The sequence below is a fragment of the Ruegeria sp. AG1 genome (assembly GCF_056541705.1).
This window is the reverse complement of sequence record NZ_JBQFYU010000007.1, coordinates 52,532-69,265: the sequence shown is the minus strand read 5'-3', so window position 1 is coordinate 69,265 and position 16,734 is coordinate 52,532. Positions and strand designations below refer to the sequence as shown.

The 16,734-nt window shown below is 62.3% G+C and carries 16 protein-coding genes and 1 riboswitch; of the genes, 13 read left to right on the top strand and 3 right to left on the bottom strand.

Annotated elements, in window-relative coordinates; all coding sequences use genetic code 11:
* Position 1: 1 nt before the first annotated feature.
* Both ACR0B5_RS12035 and ACR0B5_RS12030 read right to left on the bottom strand, forming a co-directional pair.
* The gene (locus ACR0B5_RS12035) at positions 2 to 1,237 is read right to left on the bottom strand and encodes a tyrosine-type recombinase/integrase (RefSeq protein WP_480540655.1); all 1,236 of its coding nucleotides are present in this window, start codon (positions 1,235 to 1,237) and stop codon (positions 2 to 4) included.
* Between the two features lie 269 nt (positions 1,238 to 1,506).
* The gene (locus tag ACR0B5_RS12030; RefSeq protein WP_480540653.1) at positions 1,507 to 2,577 is read right to left on the bottom strand and encodes an NAD(P)-dependent oxidoreductase; all 1,071 of its coding nucleotides are present in this window, start codon (positions 2,575 to 2,577) and stop codon (positions 1,507 to 1,509) included.
* Positions 2,578 to 2,603: 26 nt separating this feature from the next.
* Positions 2,604 to 2,807: riboswitch (cobalamin riboswitch) on the top strand.
* An 83-nt stretch (positions 2,808 to 2,890) separates the two neighbouring features.
* Here ACR0B5_RS12030 and ACR0B5_RS12025 point away from each other — a divergent pair.
* The 7 genes from ACR0B5_RS12025 to cobJ are packed head-to-tail and all read left to right on the top strand — an operon-like array spanning position 2,891 to position 10,861.
* On the top strand, positions 2,891 to 3,271 hold the full coding sequence (locus ACR0B5_RS12025) for a DUF1636 domain-containing protein (protein ID WP_170676600.1): 381 nt from the start codon (positions 2,891 to 2,893) through the stop codon (positions 3,269 to 3,271).
* The gene (gene cobW / locus ACR0B5_RS12020; RefSeq protein ID WP_480540651.1) at positions 3,268 to 4,323 is read left to right on the top strand and encodes a cobalamin biosynthesis protein CobW; all 1,056 of its coding nucleotides are present in this window, start codon (positions 3,268 to 3,270) and stop codon (positions 4,321 to 4,323) included. The genes ACR0B5_RS12025 and cobW overlap by 4 nt, the downstream gene beginning before the upstream one ends.
* A gap of 5 nt (positions 4,324 to 4,328) precedes the next feature.
* On the top strand, positions 4,329 to 7,622 hold the full coding sequence (cobN, locus tag ACR0B5_RS12015) for a cobaltochelatase subunit CobN (protein WP_480540649.1): 3,294 nt from the start codon (positions 4,329 to 4,331) through the stop codon (positions 7,620 to 7,622).
* The gene (cobG, locus tag ACR0B5_RS12010) at positions 7,619 to 8,758 is read left to right on the top strand and encodes a precorrin-3B synthase (protein ID WP_480540647.1); all 1,140 of its coding nucleotides are present in this window, start codon (positions 7,619 to 7,621) and stop codon (positions 8,756 to 8,758) included. The genes cobN and cobG overlap by 4 nt, the downstream gene beginning before the upstream one ends.
* Positions 8,758 to 9,387, top strand: a complete 630-nt coding sequence (locus ACR0B5_RS12005) for a precorrin-8X methylmutase (protein ID WP_480540646.1) — start codon at positions 8,758 to 8,760, stop codon at positions 9,385 to 9,387. The genes cobG and ACR0B5_RS12005 overlap by 1 nt, the downstream gene beginning before the upstream one ends.
* Complete coding sequence (locus ACR0B5_RS12000) at positions 9,384 to 10,112, top strand: precorrin-2 C(20)-methyltransferase (RefSeq protein WP_480540644.1); 729 nt, start codon at positions 9,384 to 9,386, stop codon at positions 10,110 to 10,112. The genes ACR0B5_RS12005 and ACR0B5_RS12000 overlap by 4 nt, the downstream gene beginning before the upstream one ends.
* The gene (gene cobJ / locus ACR0B5_RS11995; RefSeq protein ID WP_480540642.1) at positions 10,109 to 10,861 is read left to right on the top strand and encodes a precorrin-3B C(17)-methyltransferase; all 753 of its coding nucleotides are present in this window, start codon (positions 10,109 to 10,111) and stop codon (positions 10,859 to 10,861) included. The genes ACR0B5_RS12000 and cobJ overlap by 4 nt, the downstream gene beginning before the upstream one ends.
* Here cobJ and ACR0B5_RS11990 read toward each other — a convergent pair.
* The gene (locus tag ACR0B5_RS11990; protein ID WP_480540640.1) at positions 10,834 to 11,598 is read right to left on the bottom strand and encodes a cobalt-precorrin-6A reductase; all 765 of its coding nucleotides are present in this window, start codon (positions 11,596 to 11,598) and stop codon (positions 10,834 to 10,836) included. The two genes, cobJ and ACR0B5_RS11990, sit on opposite strands and share 28 nt — an antisense overlap.
* Between ACR0B5_RS11990 and cbiE the strand changes: the two genes are divergently transcribed.
* Genes cbiE through cobF form a run of 6 tightly spaced genes read left to right on the top strand, consistent with a single transcriptional unit; the run spans position 11,597 to position 16,722 of the window.
* Complete coding sequence (gene cbiE / locus ACR0B5_RS11985; protein ID WP_480540638.1) at positions 11,597 to 12,796, top strand: precorrin-6y C5,15-methyltransferase (decarboxylating) subunit CbiE; 1,200 nt, start codon at positions 11,597 to 11,599, stop codon at positions 12,794 to 12,796. The genes ACR0B5_RS11990 and cbiE overlap by 2 nt on opposite strands.
* Positions 12,793 to 13,161 carry a cobalamin biosynthesis protein gene (locus ACR0B5_RS11980; RefSeq protein ID WP_170767023.1) on the top strand — a complete coding sequence of 123 codons (369 nt, stop codon included), beginning with the start codon at positions 12,793 to 12,795 and terminating at the stop codon, positions 13,159 to 13,161. Before cbiE ends, ACR0B5_RS11980 begins: the two co-directional genes overlap by 4 nt.
* Positions 13,158 to 13,952 carry a precorrin-4 C(11)-methyltransferase gene (cobM, locus tag ACR0B5_RS11975; RefSeq protein ID WP_480540636.1) on the top strand — a complete coding sequence of 265 codons (795 nt, stop codon included), beginning with the start codon at positions 13,158 to 13,160 and terminating at the stop codon, positions 13,950 to 13,952. The genes ACR0B5_RS11980 and cobM overlap by 4 nt, the downstream gene beginning before the upstream one ends.
* Complete coding sequence (locus ACR0B5_RS11970; RefSeq protein ID WP_480540634.1) at positions 13,939 to 15,261, top strand: cobyrinic acid a,c-diamide synthase CobB; 1,323 nt, start codon at positions 13,939 to 13,941, stop codon at positions 15,259 to 15,261. The genes cobM and ACR0B5_RS11970 overlap by 14 nt, the downstream gene beginning before the upstream one ends.
* Positions 15,258 to 15,986 (top strand): uroporphyrinogen-III C-methyltransferase, encoded by a 729-nt coding sequence (cobA, locus tag ACR0B5_RS11965; protein WP_480540632.1) that lies wholly within the window; start codon positions 15,258 to 15,260, stop codon positions 15,984 to 15,986. Before ACR0B5_RS11970 ends, cobA begins: the two co-directional genes overlap by 4 nt.
* Positions 15,979 to 16,722, top strand: coding sequence for a precorrin-6A synthase (deacetylating) (gene cobF / locus ACR0B5_RS11960; RefSeq protein ID WP_480540630.1), 744 nt, complete (start codon positions 15,979 to 15,981; stop codon positions 16,720 to 16,722). The genes cobA and cobF overlap by 8 nt, the downstream gene beginning before the upstream one ends.
* Positions 16,723 to 16,734 lie beyond the last annotated feature (12 nt).

The following is a 16,734-nucleotide window of genomic DNA, read 5'->3' as shown; positions in this document are numbered from 1 at the left end:
GTCACTTCCTCGGTCTGACCTTTTTGCGCGCTAAATCCTTCGAGCAAAGAAACGATCCCCACGCGCCCATCATTTCCCTGCGTTTTTCGACCTGGTCGGATCGATCATAGGCCTGCTGAACCTTGCTTCCGACTTTGTGGGCCAGCGCGATTTCGGCCATGTCACCATCGAACCTGGTCCGTTCGGCAACCCATGTTCGAAAGGTTGAACGCAGTCCATGCGGTACCGCAGGTTTGTCGCTTTGAGCGTCGAAGTATCCCCGGTTTCCAGATTTCAGATCTGCCGCGTGGATTTTTCGCATGACAGCTGCCAGAGCAGCATCTGAATATGCGCCTCCTCGCGGGGCCCAGAACACCAGCGGATTGCCCTGCTCGCGCGGCAGCTCGTCAAGCAGGGAAATAAGACTATCGGTGAGCGGAACCCTGTGCGGCCGCCCGGACGGCGGTATTTTTGAAGACTGGCGCCCGGGTTGAATAATCCAAAGACCGCGCTCGAGATCGAACTCGTCCCAGGTGGCAAAACGAACCGCTCCTGTGCGGTATGCAGTTAAAGCCTGAAACTCCAACGCCCTTGCGCTGGTTCCTTCTCGGGCGCGCAAGGCCGCATACCATCGCGGTGCATCATCAAGCTGCAGCGCGGAGTAGTGCTGACCGCCGGTCAGCTTCGTCGGCGCGGGTAAAACCATGTCAAGATTTCCGCGCCAACGGGCCGGATTCTCGCCACTTCTGTGTCCCGCGACAGTGGTGTAGTCCAGAACGCGCTCAATCCGCTGACGTACCTTTGAAGCTGTTTCTGTTTTTGTCGTCCAGATTGGCCGGAGTGTCGCCAGCACATCCTGAAGAGTAATATCGGCCACGGCTATTTCGCCGAGCAGGGGAACTGCGTGCCGATCGAGCGAGGCGCGCCACTGTTTTCGGTGCAGGCCGCTGCGAAATTCGACCGCTTTCTCCTGGTCATACAGTTCAACCGCCTCTGCGAATGTAAGAAGCCTGCGCTGTGCGGCCTGTCGCTCGGCAATTGGGTCTGCGCCATGCCGGAGCATATCCCTCGCTTCGCGAGCGTATTCACGGGCTTTGGCCAGCGGCACGTCCGGGTAAGGGCCAAGGCCCGCCTCTCGTCGCCGACCGTTATGTCTGTAGCGAAAGACCCAGGATCGCGCGCCGGTGCCGGTTACCTGCAATGCAAGCCCGGCCACGCCGCCCACTGCGTGTACGCCGGGCCGTGTCAGCCGTTTCACTTCGAGAGATCCGAGCTCTCTGGCACGTTTTGGCAATACTTGCGACCTCTGTTCGAACCGGGAATCGAACTCGACCTCTGAATTCCTACCCCATTCCTACCCGCCCAAACGGATGCAACACATGGCTATTTCATGCGACGGAATGGAACAAGCAAAATCGACCAGGCCTTTGAAATTAATACGAAATGAGACGGATCGGGACAGCGGTATTCAAGTGGTACTCGCCTCCACATCCCCTTCCTCTAAATACCGTCTCCGGGAATCAGTTTTCAGGAGGAACGCCCCTGAGGCACAACCTCGTAACCTGGTTCTTCCGGCTCATCGTCCTGCATTTCCGTAGGAAAACCCGGTGCGCGGATGTCCAGGCCTGTGGCCTCTTCCAGACGTTTTATGATGTTTGGCGACAGCTCACGCTCGCCAAACCGGGCGATGCCGTCTTCAAAGATCTTGATCATCACCGGATTGATTTCCAGCGGAACACCGGCGCGGTCGGCGACGTCCTGAAAGAGGCCGATGTCCTTTTTCACCAAATCCATCGTAAACGAAATATCGCGCGAACCGTTCAGGATCACCTGGCTTTCGGTTTCGTGCACGAACGATGTCCCCGACGAGATTTTGATGGCCTCATAGGTGGTGTTCAAATCCATCCCGGCGGCCTTGGCGGTGACTAGGGCTTCGGCACACGTGATCAGGTTGGCCGTGGCCAGATAGTTGGTCAGCACCTTCAGAACCGAGGCCGAGCCGAGCTCTCCGGTGTGCAGAACGCGCCGCCCCATGGTCGTCAGGAAGGGCAGAATGCGTTCGAAGGTGTCGCGATCGCAGCCAGCGAAGATAGAGATATTGCCCGTCGCCGCACGGTGACAGCCACCCGAAACAGGGCAATCGACGGCAGCCCCTCCGCGCTCCAGAACCAAAGCCCCCAACCGCTTGACCTCGGCCTCGTCAGTGGTGGACATCTCCATCCAGATTTTACCGGGGCCAACCTCGGGCAGCATCTCTTGCATCACCGCGTCCGAGGCCGCAGGCGACGGCAGGCAGGTGATCACAGCATCGCAATCGCGCATCATCTGGGCCGGGTTTTCAGCCGCTTTGGCGCCTTGCGCGACAAAGGCCTCGACCAAATCGGAACTTAGGTCATGAACCGTCAGATCGATTCCATTGCGCAGCAATGACCCCGACAGCTTGCCGCCCACATTCCCAAGCCCGATAAAACCTACTTTCATGGATTTCGCCTCCGTTTGCGATTTGAGGCCATGCGACCATGCATCAGCGCCATGTTCATGCCGCCTAGCGACGCTGGCAGGTCGCTTTTCAACGCACCACAGCGGTCTGGACTGCATCGCGCTTGACAAGCTGAGGGTCGGTGCCGCATGAGCCTCCTGTTGGTGTCTGTGAGAGCAGATGAAAAGGGAATGCGTCAACGGGTTTTCCGCCAAACGCAGCCGCCCCCGCGACCGTGACCGGAGAGGGTGCCCGAGCCACTGGCGCAAAGCCGGGAAGGCGGGACATCCGACAGAGGACGCCTCTGACATCCGCAAGCCGGGAGACCTGCCAGCGCCCGAAGATGAAACCGGACGGGGTGTTCCGGTGTCGGGTCAAGGGACCCGCATGAAACCCCGTCCCCCACGATGAGGATTTGGGGGGATGAGAGACATGACCGAGACCGCTCCGGTCGAATTGCTGGTTTGCACCACCTGTCGTCGCGGACTGCCCGTTGAAGACGACGCGAAACGCCCCGGCACCCTGTTGCACAAGGCGCTTGAACAGGCGGACCTGCCGGAAGGGATTACCCTCAAAGCCGTGGAATGCTTGTCCAACTGCAACGAGGGCTGTTCCATCGTGCTGCGTGGCGGCCCGGAACGCTGGACCTTCGTCTATGAACATCTGAACGAAACCGACCATGTCGACGTGATCGTGGACGGCGCCACCAAGTACCTCGCGACCGAGGACGGCTTGGTCAAATGGCGTGAGCGCCCTGAACACTTCCGCAAAAACTGCGCAGCCCGTATTCCCCCGATTGGAGCCCTGAAATGAGCAACTTGGAAAAACTCCCCGTCACCGTGATCACTGGCTTCTTGGGCTCGGGCAAAACAACTCTCGTTAAGCACCTGATGCAGAACCCGCAAGGCAAGCGTCTGGCCGTGGTTGTTAATGAGTTCGGCGATGTCGGCGTCGATGGCGATATCCTGAAATCCTGCGCGATCCCGGATTGTCCGGCGGAAAACATCATGGAACTGGCGAACGGCTGCATCTGCTGCACTGTGGCCGATGATTTCATCCCGACCATCGAAGCCCTTATGGCGCTGGAGCCGCGCCCCGATCACATCCTGATCGAAACCTCGGGCCTCGCCCTGCCCAAGCCGCTGCTGAAGGCGTTCGACTGGCCCGATATCCGATCGAAAATCACTGTTGATGGCGTGATCGCGCTGGCCGATGCCGAGGCCGTCGCCGCTGGTCGCTTTGCTCCGAATGTCGAAGCGGTGGACGCTCAGCGCATGGCTGATGACTCGATCGACCATGAAACGCCCTTATCCGAGGTGTTTGAGGATCAGATTTCCTGCGCCGATATCATCCTGCTGACCAAGCCTGATCTGGCCGGTCCCGAAGGCGTGGCAAAAGCCAAAGAGATCATCGCCGCCGAGGCCCCTCGCCCGCTGCCCGTTGTCGAAGTGGCCGAAGGTGCCGTGGACGTCCGCGTTGTTCTTGGTCTGGAAGCGGCTGCTGAAGATGACATGGACGCTCGTCCGTCGCATCACGACGGTCACCACGACCACGAGCACGACGATTTCGAAAGCATCATCGTTGATCTGCCGGAACAGTCCGATCCTGCCGATCTGGTTGCCAAGATCGAACGTTTGGCCAATGAGCTGAACATCCTGCGCGTCAAAGGCTACGCCGCCGTTCAAGGCAAACCGATGCGCCTGCTGGTGCAGGCCGTGGGTGCCCGCGTGCGTCACCAGTATGACCGTCCGTGGGAGCCCGGTGAAGACCGCCGCTCGCGCATGGTGGTGATCGCCGAGCATGACGACATCAAAGAAGCAGAAATCCGCGATATCCTCGCGGGTGTAACCGAGGCCGCCGAGTAAGGCCCATGCACGTCGTCTTCCGCGAAAGCCACGGGTTAGAAGAAACGGAAACCCCAACCGATCTGGGCCAGAGCCCGGCGGATTTGGTGGTGCTGTCCTTCTCGGATAGCGACCTTGGCGCTTTCGCGGCAGGCTGGCACCGTGGTGGCGGGCCGGAGGGGCGCATGCCCACGATGCGGTTGGCGAACCTGACGGCGTTGAAACACCCTCTGTCCGTTGACACTTATGTGGAACAGACGCTTGAGGGCGCCAAGGGCATTCTGATCCGTCTGATTGGTGGCGTGCCTTACTGGGCCTACGGGCTGCAGCAGGTTCTGTCACTGGCGCAGGCCAAGGGGATCGCGCTGGCCGTCCTACCCGCCGACGGGCGTGAGGACACGCGGCTGGATGAATATTCCACCCTTCCCGTCTCGACCCTACGCCGTCTGGCCCATCTTTGCGACACAGGCGGTGAAGTCGCGGCACAGGCCGCATTGGCGCAGATGGCATTGGCGGCGGGGCTTTACGCCGGTCCCGTTATGGGAGCCAAAACCCTGCCCGAATCCGGCGCGTGGTGTCCTGATCGCGGCGTGATCCCGGTTGAGACGGCCTTTTCGGGCGACGCAAAACGTATCGTCGTCACCTTCTATCGCGCCTATCTGACCTCGGCGGATACCGCCCCCGTCGCCGCCGTGATCCGCAGCTTGCGGGATCGTGGGTTTCAGGCCGTGGGCCTCTTTGCCCCCTCGCTCAAAGCACCTGCTGCCGCTGAATGGCTGCGTGACAACATCGCCGCTTTGAAACCTTCGGCGATCATCAACGCCACCTCTTTCTCTGGAAAAGGGTCATCAGGCACATCCCCTCTCGACGCAGCGGGCGTGCCGGTATTTCAGATGGCCCTCGCCACGTCCCGCCGCAAGGCTTGGGCCGAGGCCGAACGCGGCCTCTCCCCCGCCGACCTCGCCATGCATGTGGTGCTGCCCGAAGTTGACGGGCGCATTTCGGCGGGCGTCGCCTCGTTCAAGGAACCTGGCAAGCGCGATCCGCATCTGGAATATTCCCGCTTTGCCCACCGGGCTGAGCAAGAGCGAATCGAAGCGATTATCGACCGCGTCACCGGCTGGCTAACCCTGCATGACAAGCCCAAGGCGGATCAGGTGCCCGCGCTGGTGCTGTCGACCTATCCTGGCAAAGACTGGCAAATGGCGCATGCGGTGGGCCTCGACGCGCTGGCTTCGGCCGAGGCGATGCTGACCGATCTTCAGGCCGAGGGCTACAGCACCGCGCCGGCTGAGCCGATTGCGGAAACCCTGCTGGACGCGCGCATTTCGTGGTCTTTGGAAGATTACCAGGCAGCCCTAGCTGACCTGCCTGAGCAAATGCGGGCCGATCTCCAAACCGTTTGGGGTAAGCCCGAGGACGACCCGATCTTTACCGAGGGCGCGTTCCACTTCACCGCCCTGCGCCGAGGCAACGCGCTGGTTGCACTGCAACCCGAACGCGGCACACCCGAACTGCGCGATGACGACTATCACGACCTGTCTCGCACCCCGCGTCACAGCTATGTCGCCTTCTATCTGTGGCTCCGCAAAGGGCTGGGCGCAGACGCTTTGATCCATATCGGCGCGCATGGCACTCTGGAATGGCTTCCGGGCAAGTCCGTTGCTCTGTCGGCAAATTGCTGGCCCGAGGCGCTTATCCGCGATCTGCCAGTGATCTACCCTTTCATCGTCAATGACCCGGGCGAGGCCGCGCAGGCCAAGCGTCGGATCGGGGCTGTCACGCTGGGCCATATCCCGCCTCCGATGAAGGAAAGCGGCACCCCAGATCGTATGGTGCGGCTGGAATCTCTGCTCGATGAGTTCTCGAACGCGGACGGGTTGGACCCCAAGCGACGAGACCGCCTGCAGGAAGATATCCGCGACGAGGCACAGGCCATCGGGTTGGAGAGCGATCTAGGCCTCGATCAGGCCACCTGCACCGCCGAGGCGATCACCCGCATCGACCGCTTTGTCTGCGATATCAAAGAAAGCCAGTTTGGTGATGGGCTGCATATCTATGGCCGCGCGCCTGAGGTATCCGGTACTTTCGACCCTGCGCCTTCGGCCCATGCGGAACGCAGCGCTCTGATCGACGCTTTGGCTGGGAAGCGGATCGAGGCCGGGCCGTCCGGTTCCCCCTATCGCGGTCGCTCGGATGTTCTGCCAACCGGGCGGAACCTTTTCACTACCGACCCCCGCTCAGTGCCGACCCGGGCGGCTTACACCCAAGGCGTCAAACTGGCTGAGGAACTGGTCCGCCGCCACCTTCAGGAAGAAGGCGACTATCCCAAGGGGCTGATCGTCGACCTGTGGGGCTCGGCCACCATGCGCACGGCTGGCGAGGAATTCGCCATGGCGTTGCACCTGCTGGGCGTGAAACCGGTCTGGGATAAAGGGTCCGAGCGGGTCTCGGGGATCGAGGTGCTGCCGATTACTGACCTCAGCCGCCCGCGCTTGGACGTGACGCTGCGTGTGTCAGGCCTATTCCGAGACGTCTTCCCAACCCTCTCGGCACTTTACGGTCAAGCGATCCGCGCGTTGACCGCGCGGGATGAGGCGACCGACTGGAACCCCTTTGCCGGTCAGGCCCCGTCGGCTCGCGTCTTCGGCCCCGCGCCTGGCAGCTATGGCGTCAACATGACCCAACTGTCCGAGGTCTATACTGAAGAGGCCCGCGCGCAGGCGGGTGAGGCATGGCTTGAGGCCAGCTCTTTTGCGCTGGAAGGCGAGAATATCGTTCAGGACAAGGCGGGCATCACCCAACGCGTGGCGCATGCCGACAGCTTTGTTCACCTGCAGGACCTGACGGAAACAGACCTTCTGCTGGCCAATGACTACGCCACGCATGAGGCCGGTTTTGCTGCCGCCAAGAAGGCAACGGATGGGACCGCACAGCTATATCATTTGGACAATACCAACCCCGGAAACCCACGCGCCCGCACCTTGCCGGAAGAGATCAGCCGCGTTGTCCACGCCCGCGCTGCCAATCCGGACTGGATCGCAGGGATGCAGCGGCATGGCTTCCGTGGCGCGGCAGAGATCGCGGCGACGCTGGATCACATGGCCTCATTCGCGCATCTCTCGGGCACTGTTGCGCCGCATCTGTTCGACCTCTACCACGATGCCACGCTGGGCGATGAAGATGTGGATGCTTTCCTGCAACAGGCCAATCCGCAGGCCCATCAGGCCATGCAGGACCGGTTCCGCGCGCTGCTGGATGCCGGCTTGTGGAACACCCGGCGCAACTCGATCCGGGCGGACCTGGGGGGGCTGGGATGAGCGCGCCCACCCCAAAACCAGTCGTCCAAGGTTGGTGCCCCGGCGCCCACCGACCGATGATGTCAGGGGATGGGCTGGTGGTGCGCGTGCGCCCTCGGCTCGCTCGGCTGACCGCGCCACAAGCGCTTGGTCTGTGTGAACTGGCCCAGAAATACGGCAACGGCACAATCGACCTGACCAACCGCGCAAACCTGCAGTTGCGCGGCGTGCAGGAAAGTGAACACCAGGCTTTGCTGTCCGAGCTGTCCGCGCTTGGGCTGCTGGACGCGGAGCCGGATATCGAGGTCCGACGCAACATTCTGGTCTCACCGCTTTACCAGCCGGGTGATCTGACCGCGCGGCTAGCGCAGGAATTGATCGACCGCCTGAGCGAGTTGCCTGCTCTACCGGCCAAATTCGGCTTCGCCATCGACACTGGGCCGACGCGTCTACTAGCGGCGGAATCGGCCGATATCCGGGTGGAGCGTTCCGCCGATGGGCTGATCCTACGCGCAGAAGGAGCACAAACCGGACGTGCAGTCTCGGAGGCCGAGGCCATTGATCACCTGATTGCTCTGGCCACTTGGTTTGCGGAAGCCTTCACGCCAGACACCCGCCGCATGGCGCGGGCCGTGGCGGCTTTTGGTCTGCCTGCGGAATGGCAGGGCCGCGACCCCGGACCAATTGGCGCGTCGTTGCAACCTGGCGCTTGCGATCTGGGCAGCCTCTATGGCGCGGCCTTTGGGCAATTGCCCGCCAACGAGCTCCACGCGCTGATCCGCGACAGCGGCGCCTCTGCCCTGCGTGTCACCCCTTGGCGACTGATCCTGCTGGAAGGCGGGGCGGCGATACCCGCACCGGGTTTTGTCATAGACGGCACCGACCCGCTTATGACCACCGACGCCTGCCCCGGTGCTCCGTTATGCCCGCAGGCGCAAGCGGAAACCCGCGATATCGCGCGCGAATTGGCCCCGCTTGTGCCCGGCACACTTCATGTTTCGGGGTGTTCCAAAGGGTGCGCCCGGATGGGCCCCGCGGATGTGACTTTAGTCGGCCAGAACGGACGATTTGATCTTGTCAAACAGGGCCGTGCGGGGGATGAGCCAATCCTGCGCGGGCTGACCCCCGAAACACTGATGACGATGGACTTCACCTGATGCCCTACACTTACGAAACCGACGGCGCGGCGATCTACAAGGAGAGCTTTGCAACCATCCGGTCCGAGGCCGATCTGGACCGGTTCGACGCCGATGAAGAGCAGGTCGCCGTTCGGATGATCCACGCAGCTGGCATGGTCGGGCTGGAAGAGTTCGTCCATTTCTCGCCGGGTTTTGTAACCTCCGCGCGGACCGCGCTGGAAAACGGCGCACCGATCCTGTGTGACGCGCGCATGGTCAGCGAGGGTGTGACCCGTTTCCGCCTGCCCGCCGAGAATGAGGTGATCTGCACCCTGCATGACGAGCGCGTGCGCCCCTTAGCCGCTGAGATGAGCAACACGCGTTCGGCGGCCGCGCTTGAGCTGTGGCGTCCGCATCTGGAAGGCGCTGTGGTCGCTATCGGCAATGCGCCGACGGCTCTGTTTCACCTGCTGAACATGCTGGAAGACCCAGGCTGCCCGCGCCCCGCCGCCATCATCGGTTGCCCTGTGGGCTTTGTCGGCGCGGTCGAATCTAAGGACGCCCTGTGGGAGGCACAGCCCGTGCCGTCCTGCATCGTCAAAGGCCGTCTGGGCGGCAGCGCCATCACCGTCGCCGCCATCAACGCCATCGCGAGCCGCGCCGAATGAGCGCCGGCAAGATATATGGCGTTGGCCTCGGCCCCGGTGACCCCGACCTGATGAGCGTGCGGGCCGACCGCCTGCTGCGCAATGCCCGCCACGTGGCGTTTTTCCGTAAGCCGGGCCGCAGTGGTCAGGCCCGCCAGATCGTCAACGGTATGATCCCGGAAGGCGCGGTGGAATTCCCGATGGAATACCCCGTCACAACCGAGATCCCTCTGAACGATCCGCGCTACAATGAGTTGTTGGCCGCGTTCTACGAGGACTGTGCGCACCATCTGAAAGCCCTTGCTGAGAAGGGCGAAGATGTCGTTGTTCTCTGCGAGGGTGACCCGTTTTTCTACGGCTCGTTCATGCATCTCTACACCCGTTTGCGCGATATCGCCCCCGTCGAGGTCATCCCGGCCATTACCGGAATGTCCGGCGCTTGGACAGCAACAGGCGATCCGATCACATGGGGAGACGACATCCTGACCGTTCTGGCCGCCACCCTGCCCGAAGAGGTTCTGGCCGAACGCATGGCGCAGACCGACGCGCTGGTCGTGATGAAGATCGGGCGCAATATCGACAAGGTGAAGCGCGCGCTCAAGACCGCCGGAATGTATGACCGGGCTTGGATTGTGGAATACGCACAAATGCCGAACCAACGCGTCTGCAAATTGTCCGAAAATTGCGAGGGGATCACCCCCTATTTCTCGATCATCCTCGTACACGGTCAGGGGCGACGGCCATGAGCGGCTGGGTCAAGATCGCAGGCCTCGGGCCGGGCAATGAGGATTTGGTCACGCCGGAAGCTACCGCCGCACTGGCCGAGGCGACCGATGTGGTGGGCTACATCCCCTATGTCGCGCGCGTGACTGAGCGCCCCGGCCTGACGCTGCATGCCAGTGACAACCGGGTTGAGATCGATCGCTCGCAACACGCGCTACAGATGGCGGCCGAGGGGAAACGCGTCGTCGTTGTGTCTTCTGGCGATCCGGGTGTCTTTGCGATGGCCGCTGCGGTGTTCGAGGCGCTGGAGAACGGCCCGGAAGAATGGCGCAACATTCAGATTGATGTACTGCCGGGGATCACTGCGATGCTGGCCGCGTCTGCCCGCGCCGGTGCGCCTATGGGGCATGATTTCTGCGCTATCAACCTTAGCGACAACCTCAAGCCCTGGTCCCTGATCGAAAAGCGGCTGCGTCTAGCGGCGCAAGCGGACTTCTCGATGGCCTTTTATAATCCCCGCTCGAAGTCGCGACCGGAAGGCTTTGTGAAAACGCTGGAAATCCTGCGTGAGGAATGTGAGCCTGAACGTCTGATCCTTTTCGCGCGCGCCGTGTCGCGCGAGGACGAAGCGATCCGGATTTCCACTCTGGCCGAGGCCACGCCCGAGATGGCGGATATGCAGACTGTGGTGATCGTCGGATCATCGCGCACCCGCGTGATCGAGCGCGACGGCGCGCCGATCGTCTACACCCCGAGGTTCACCCCAGAATGAGCCAGCCAGTCCAGAACCTGTGCAATCGTCGACAGCTCGGTCCGCTCTGGCAGGACCGGTCGGTCGATCATCAGCACCGGCAGGCCCAGCGACCGCGCCGCGTCCAGCTTGGCCCGCGCGCCCGTGCCGCCTGCGTTCTTGGACACAACCAACTGCGTCTCGTGCCTCTGCATCAACGCGCGGTCGTCAGCCTCGACAAACGGGCCGCGGGCGACAACCACGTCGGCATTCGGCAAGGGCAGCTCATCGGGCGCATCCACCAGTCGCAGCAAATAGCGATGCTGGGGCTGGGCCGAGAACTCCTCAAGATGCATCCGACCAACCGCAAGGAACACACGCTGCGCCTCGACGTTCAGCGCGTCAACTGCGGCGGGGATATCGGGAACGTGTCGCCAGTCATCACCGGGCTGCGCGCGCCAGGCCGGTCGCGTCAGCGCGGCCAGTGGCGTTTGCGCCTCACGGCAGGCCTCAATAGCGTTTCGGCTCATCTGCGAGGCGAATGGATGGGTCGCGTCGACTACATGGCTGATCCCGTTGTCGCGGATGTAAGCGACCAAACCCTGCGCTCCGCCAAACCCGCCGACCCGAACCGGCAAGGGCTGCGGGCGCGGTTTCTCGACCCGTCCTGCGTAGGAATAGGTCGCCGCAAGCCCCTGTTCGGAAACGGCTTTGGCCAAAGCGTTTGCCTCGGTCGTGCCGCCCAGAATAAGCACATTGGGGATCAGGAGGTTGGTCATGTCTGATACTCCGTGGCTGACCGTTCTGGGCCTGGGTGAAGATGGGCTTGATGGCCTGTCGCCTGCAAACCGTCAAGTGCTGGATCGGGCCGAGGTCATCATGGGCCCGCCTCGCCACCTTTCGCTGGTGCCGGAAACAGGGGCTGAGCGGATCGAATGGCCGGTGCCTTTCTCCGACGGTCTGCCGATCCTGACCGGACTTCGGGGTCGTGCGACGGTGGTTCTGGCCTCGGGCGATCCCTTCTGGTTCGGCGCGGGCTCGGTGATTGCACGCAATTTCGAGGCTGCCGAGTGGACAGCGCGACCCGGCCAATCGACCTTTTCGCTGGCCGCCGCGCGTTTGGGGTGGCCGTTGGAGGGCACCCAGACCTTTGGCCTTCACGCCGCTCCTCTGACGCGTTTGCGACCGCACCTGTCTCCGGGTCTGCGGGCGATCATCCTGTTGCGCAATGGTGCTGCCGTTGCAGAGCTTGCGACCTATCTGACCGAGACCGGGTTCGCCGATACCCAGTTGCACGTGATGGAGGCCTTGGGCGGCCCGCGTGAACGCGCGCGCTCTGTCTCGCTGACCGAGGCGCTTCTGGGCACGTTCGATCACCCGGTCTGCGTCGGGCTGGAGGTTGCGGGCGAGGGGCGCGTTTTCCCAAAGGCCTCGGGCAAGCCCGACGAGATTTTCGAAACCGACGGCCAGATCACCAAACGCCCGATCCGAGCGCTCACCCTGTCGGCGCTGGCCCCACAACGCGGTGAGCATCTTTGGGACATTGGTGGCGGCACGGGCTCGATCAGCATTGAATGGCTGATGTGTGATCCGACCTTGACGGCCACAACCATCGAACCCCGCGTAGATCGCGCCGAACGCATCCGGCGCAATGCCGATGCGTTGGGGCAAGATCGGTTGAATGTCGTTCACGGTACGGCGCCGGATGCGCTGTCAGGTCTGCCTCTGCCCGATGTTGTGTTCATTGGAGGCGGTCTCAGCGCCGATCTCTTGGCGTGGCTGCGCAATGCCCTTCCATCAGGCGCCCGCTTGGTCGCCAACGCCGTTACTTTGGAAAGCGAAGCGCTGCTGGCCCGCTGGCACGAAGAATTGGGCGGAGATCTTCTGCGGATTGAGCTCGCGCAATCGGCACCGCTCGGCCCTCGGCGCGGATGGAAATCGGCCTATCCGGTCGTGCAATGGAGTGTGACGCTATGATCGTCGCAGGCCTTGGCTTTTCATCAAGCGCAACAGTGGACAGCCTGCGCGCAGCCTTTAAGGCCGCCGCTGCTGCACATAACGTTCAAGCCTTGGCAACCGTTGCCGACAAAGAGGGTCATCTGGCACTTGCCAGTTTCGCAGAAGGCCTTGCCTTGCCCTTGCATTTCGTTGCCGCAGCCGATCTGGCTGGGCAGCGCACCCTGACATGTTCGAACCGCAGCCGAGCCACCTATGGCACCGGCAGCGTGGCCGAAGCATCCGCATTGGCCGCCGCCGGAAATGGCGCGCGGCTTCTTTCACCCAGACATATCTCGGACGACCGGCTGGCGACATGCGCCATTGCCATCGGAGGACACTCATGACCGTTCATTTCATTGGCGCCGGACCGGGCGCCGCCGATCTGCTGACCCTGCGCGGGCGCGATATCATCGCCTCCTGCCCCGTTTGCCTCTATGCGGGATCCTTGGTGCCCGAAGAGATTCTAAGCCATTGCCCCGAAGGCGCGAAGATCATCAACACCGCGCCCTTGGATCTAGATCAGATCATGGCCGAGATCGACGCGGCCCATCAGGCTGGCCAGGACGTGGCACGCCTGCATTCCGGTGATCTTTCGGTCTGGTCGGCGATGGGTGAGCAAATCCGCCGTCTGAAAGAGATGGGCATCCCCGTCAGCGTGACCCCGGGCGTGCCTTCCTTCGCGGCGGCTGCGGCGTCTTTGGGCACAGAGTTGACCTTGCCCGGCCTTGCGCAATCGGTGGTTCTGACGCGGACCCCGGGCCGTGCGTCCTCAATGCCCACAGGCGAAACATTAGAGAACTTCGCTCGCACCGGCGCGACATTGGCCATTCATTTATCGATCGGTAATTTGGACAAGGTGATTGCCGATCTGAGCCCTGCCTATGGCACGGATTGTCCTGTAGCGGTCGTCTATCGAGCCAGTTGGCCGGATGAGCGGATCATCCGTGCAACGTTGGCCACCCTCAAAGACGCGTTGGATGAGAGCATTTCGCGCACCGCGCTGATCATGGTCGGGCCTGCGCTGGCGGGTGAAGGGTTCGACGAGAGCTGCCTGTATTCAAAAGACTACGACCGTCGCTACCGCCCTCAGAGCGCGGACAGCCCATGGTCGAGCTGGAGTCATGGTGATGACTAACCCTCCGGGCATTCTGATCTCTGCGCCCTCTTCGGGGACGGGCAAAACCACCGTGATGCTGGGCCTGTTGCGGGCGCTGGCTGAGGATGGCCTCACCGTACAGCCGTTCAAGAGCGGCCCCGACTATATCGACCCGGCCTTCCACCGCGCAGCGGCAGGGCGGGCTTCGTTCAACCTTGATAGTTGGGCGATGGGTGACGGGCTGGTTGGCGCGATCTCGGATCAGGCCGAAGGGGCGGATATCGTGGTGGCCGAAGGCTCGATGGGTCTGTTCGATGGCGTCGCCAAACCCGGAGAGCTGGGCCACGGATCGAGCGCCGAAACCGCGCAACGCATGGGCTGGCCAGTTGTATTGGTGTTGGACGTGGGCGGTCAGGCCCAATCGGCAGCGGCGACTGCTCTGGGGTTCAAGATGTACAACCCTGACCTGCCTTTTGCCGGAGTGATCCTGAACCGCTGCGCCAGCCCTCGACATGAGCGGTTAACACGCTTGGGTATGGAACGTGCAGGCCTGCCGGTTCTGGGCGTATTGCCCCGTCGCGGAGACCTGACCCTGCCGGAACGTCATCTGGGACTGATACAAGCGATTGAGCATCCCGATCTGGAAAGTGCCATTGTCGGCTATGCCGCATTCCTGCGGGAGCATGTGGACCTTGAGGCAATCAAGCTGGCGGCTTCCTCAAGCCCCAAAGGACCATCGTCAGCCGCGCTGCCGCAGCCTCCGGCGCAACGAATCGCGCTGGCCCGGGATGTGGCGTTTTCGTTCACCTATCCGCATCTGCTGGAGGGATGGCGCGCGGCGGGGGCCGATATCCTGCCGTTTTCGCCTTTGGCCAATGAAGCCCCAGCCCATGATGCCGATCTGGTTTGGTTGCCGGGTGGGTATCCGGAGCTGCACGCAGGCACTCTGGCCGCCGCGAACACGTTTCTGACCGGTTTGCGGAAACACGCGAAAACCAAGCCGGTACATGGGGAATGCGGTGGCTACATGGCCCTTGGTGAGGTTCTGATCGACAAAGAGGGCGTGCCGCACCAGATGGCTGGATTGCTGGGGCTGCAGACCTCGTACCAGAAGCGCAAATTCAATCTGGGGTATCGCCGGGCCGAACTGCTGGCGTCGATGCCAGGGTTTGCGCAAGGTGCATCGCTGCGGGGGCACGAGTTCCACTATTCCTCGATCGTCGAACAGCCAGATGCACCGCTGGCGCGTGTGTTCGATGCCGAAGGGGATGAAGGCCCGCAGACCGGATCGCGCCGTGGCAACGTCACTGGTACGTTCTTTCACCTGATCGCCGAGGCCTCGGCATGAGTGGGTTTGTGTCATTCATCGGGTCCGGTCCGGGAGACCCGGAATTGCTGACCCTGAAGGCCGTGGACCGGATGCAGAAGGCCGACGCCGTTCTGTTCGACGATCTGAGCAGCGGGCCGATTCTGAGCCACGCGCAACCGGATGCTGATCTTGTGGGCGTCGGCAAACGGGCCGGGCGACCCTCGCCGAAACAGGATCATGTCAGCCGTCTGCTCGTGGAATACGCGCAGACCGGTCAACGGGTCGTGCGGCTGAAATCTGGCGATGGCGGCATGTTCGGACGGCTTGAGGAAGAAATCGTCGCCCTGCGTGCTGCCGGGATCGATTATGAGATCATTCCAGGCGTCCCCTCTGCCATCGCAGCCGCAGCAGCTGCCGGTATTCCGTTGACCCGCAGGTTGACGGCCCGGCGGGTACAGTTCGTCACTGGCCACGATGTCAGCGGGCAGCTGCCCCCCGATCTGAATCTGACCGCTTTGGCTGATGCGGCGGCGACCACCGTTGTGTTCATGGGCAAACGGACGTTTCCGCTACTGGTCGAGGCCCTAAATGCCAACGGCCTGCCGCTGGATACGCCCGCGCTGATGGCGGAATCCGTTTCCACACCGGATCAGAAGCTGCACCGCTCGACCATAGGCGCGCTGGCCGAAACGCTGAAATCCGAGATCGGAAACGCGCCTGCCCTGATCCTCTATGGTCCATTGGCGGAGTTCGAGGATGTATGAGCTGTCTCTGATCGGCATCGGCACCGGCAACCCCGATCACGTGACCCTGCAAGGCGCGCAGGCAATCCGCGAGGCGGATCTGATCCTGATCCCGCGCAAGGGTGAGAACAAAGCCGATCTGGCCGGACTGCGGGAGGAGATCATCGCCAAGGTCACTGAGACCCCTCCGCAGATAGCGTATTTCGATATCCCCAAACGCCGTTCGGATGACGGATATCTGCAAGGTGTGGATGATTGGCACGATGCTATTGCCCTGCGCTGGCAAGAGGCGATGGCGGTCTATCCAGAGGCCTCGAAGATCGCGCTGTTGATCTGGGGCGATCCCTCGCTTTACGACAGCTCCCTGCGGATTGCTTCTCGGCTGAACTCGCAACCGCGTAAACGCGTGATTCCGGGGATTACCGCGCTACAGGCGCTGACGGCAGCCCATGCCATTCCCATCAACGATATCGGTGCGCCCTATATGGTGACGACTGGCCGTCGTATTCGCGATGAAGGCTGGCCCTCGGACGCCACCAAGGTCGCCGTGATGCTGGACGGTGAGTGTTCGTTCCAGGCGCTGGATATGGGGGCGTTCGATATCTGGTGGGGCGCCTATGTCGGCATGAAGGAAGAGATCCTGATCCACGGCCCGCTGGATGAAGTCGCCGAGACCATTTTGACCACCCGTGCGCAGGCCCGAGCCGATCATGGTTGGATCATGGACATCTACCTGCTGCAAAAACGGTCACCCTGAAGACGCAGACGA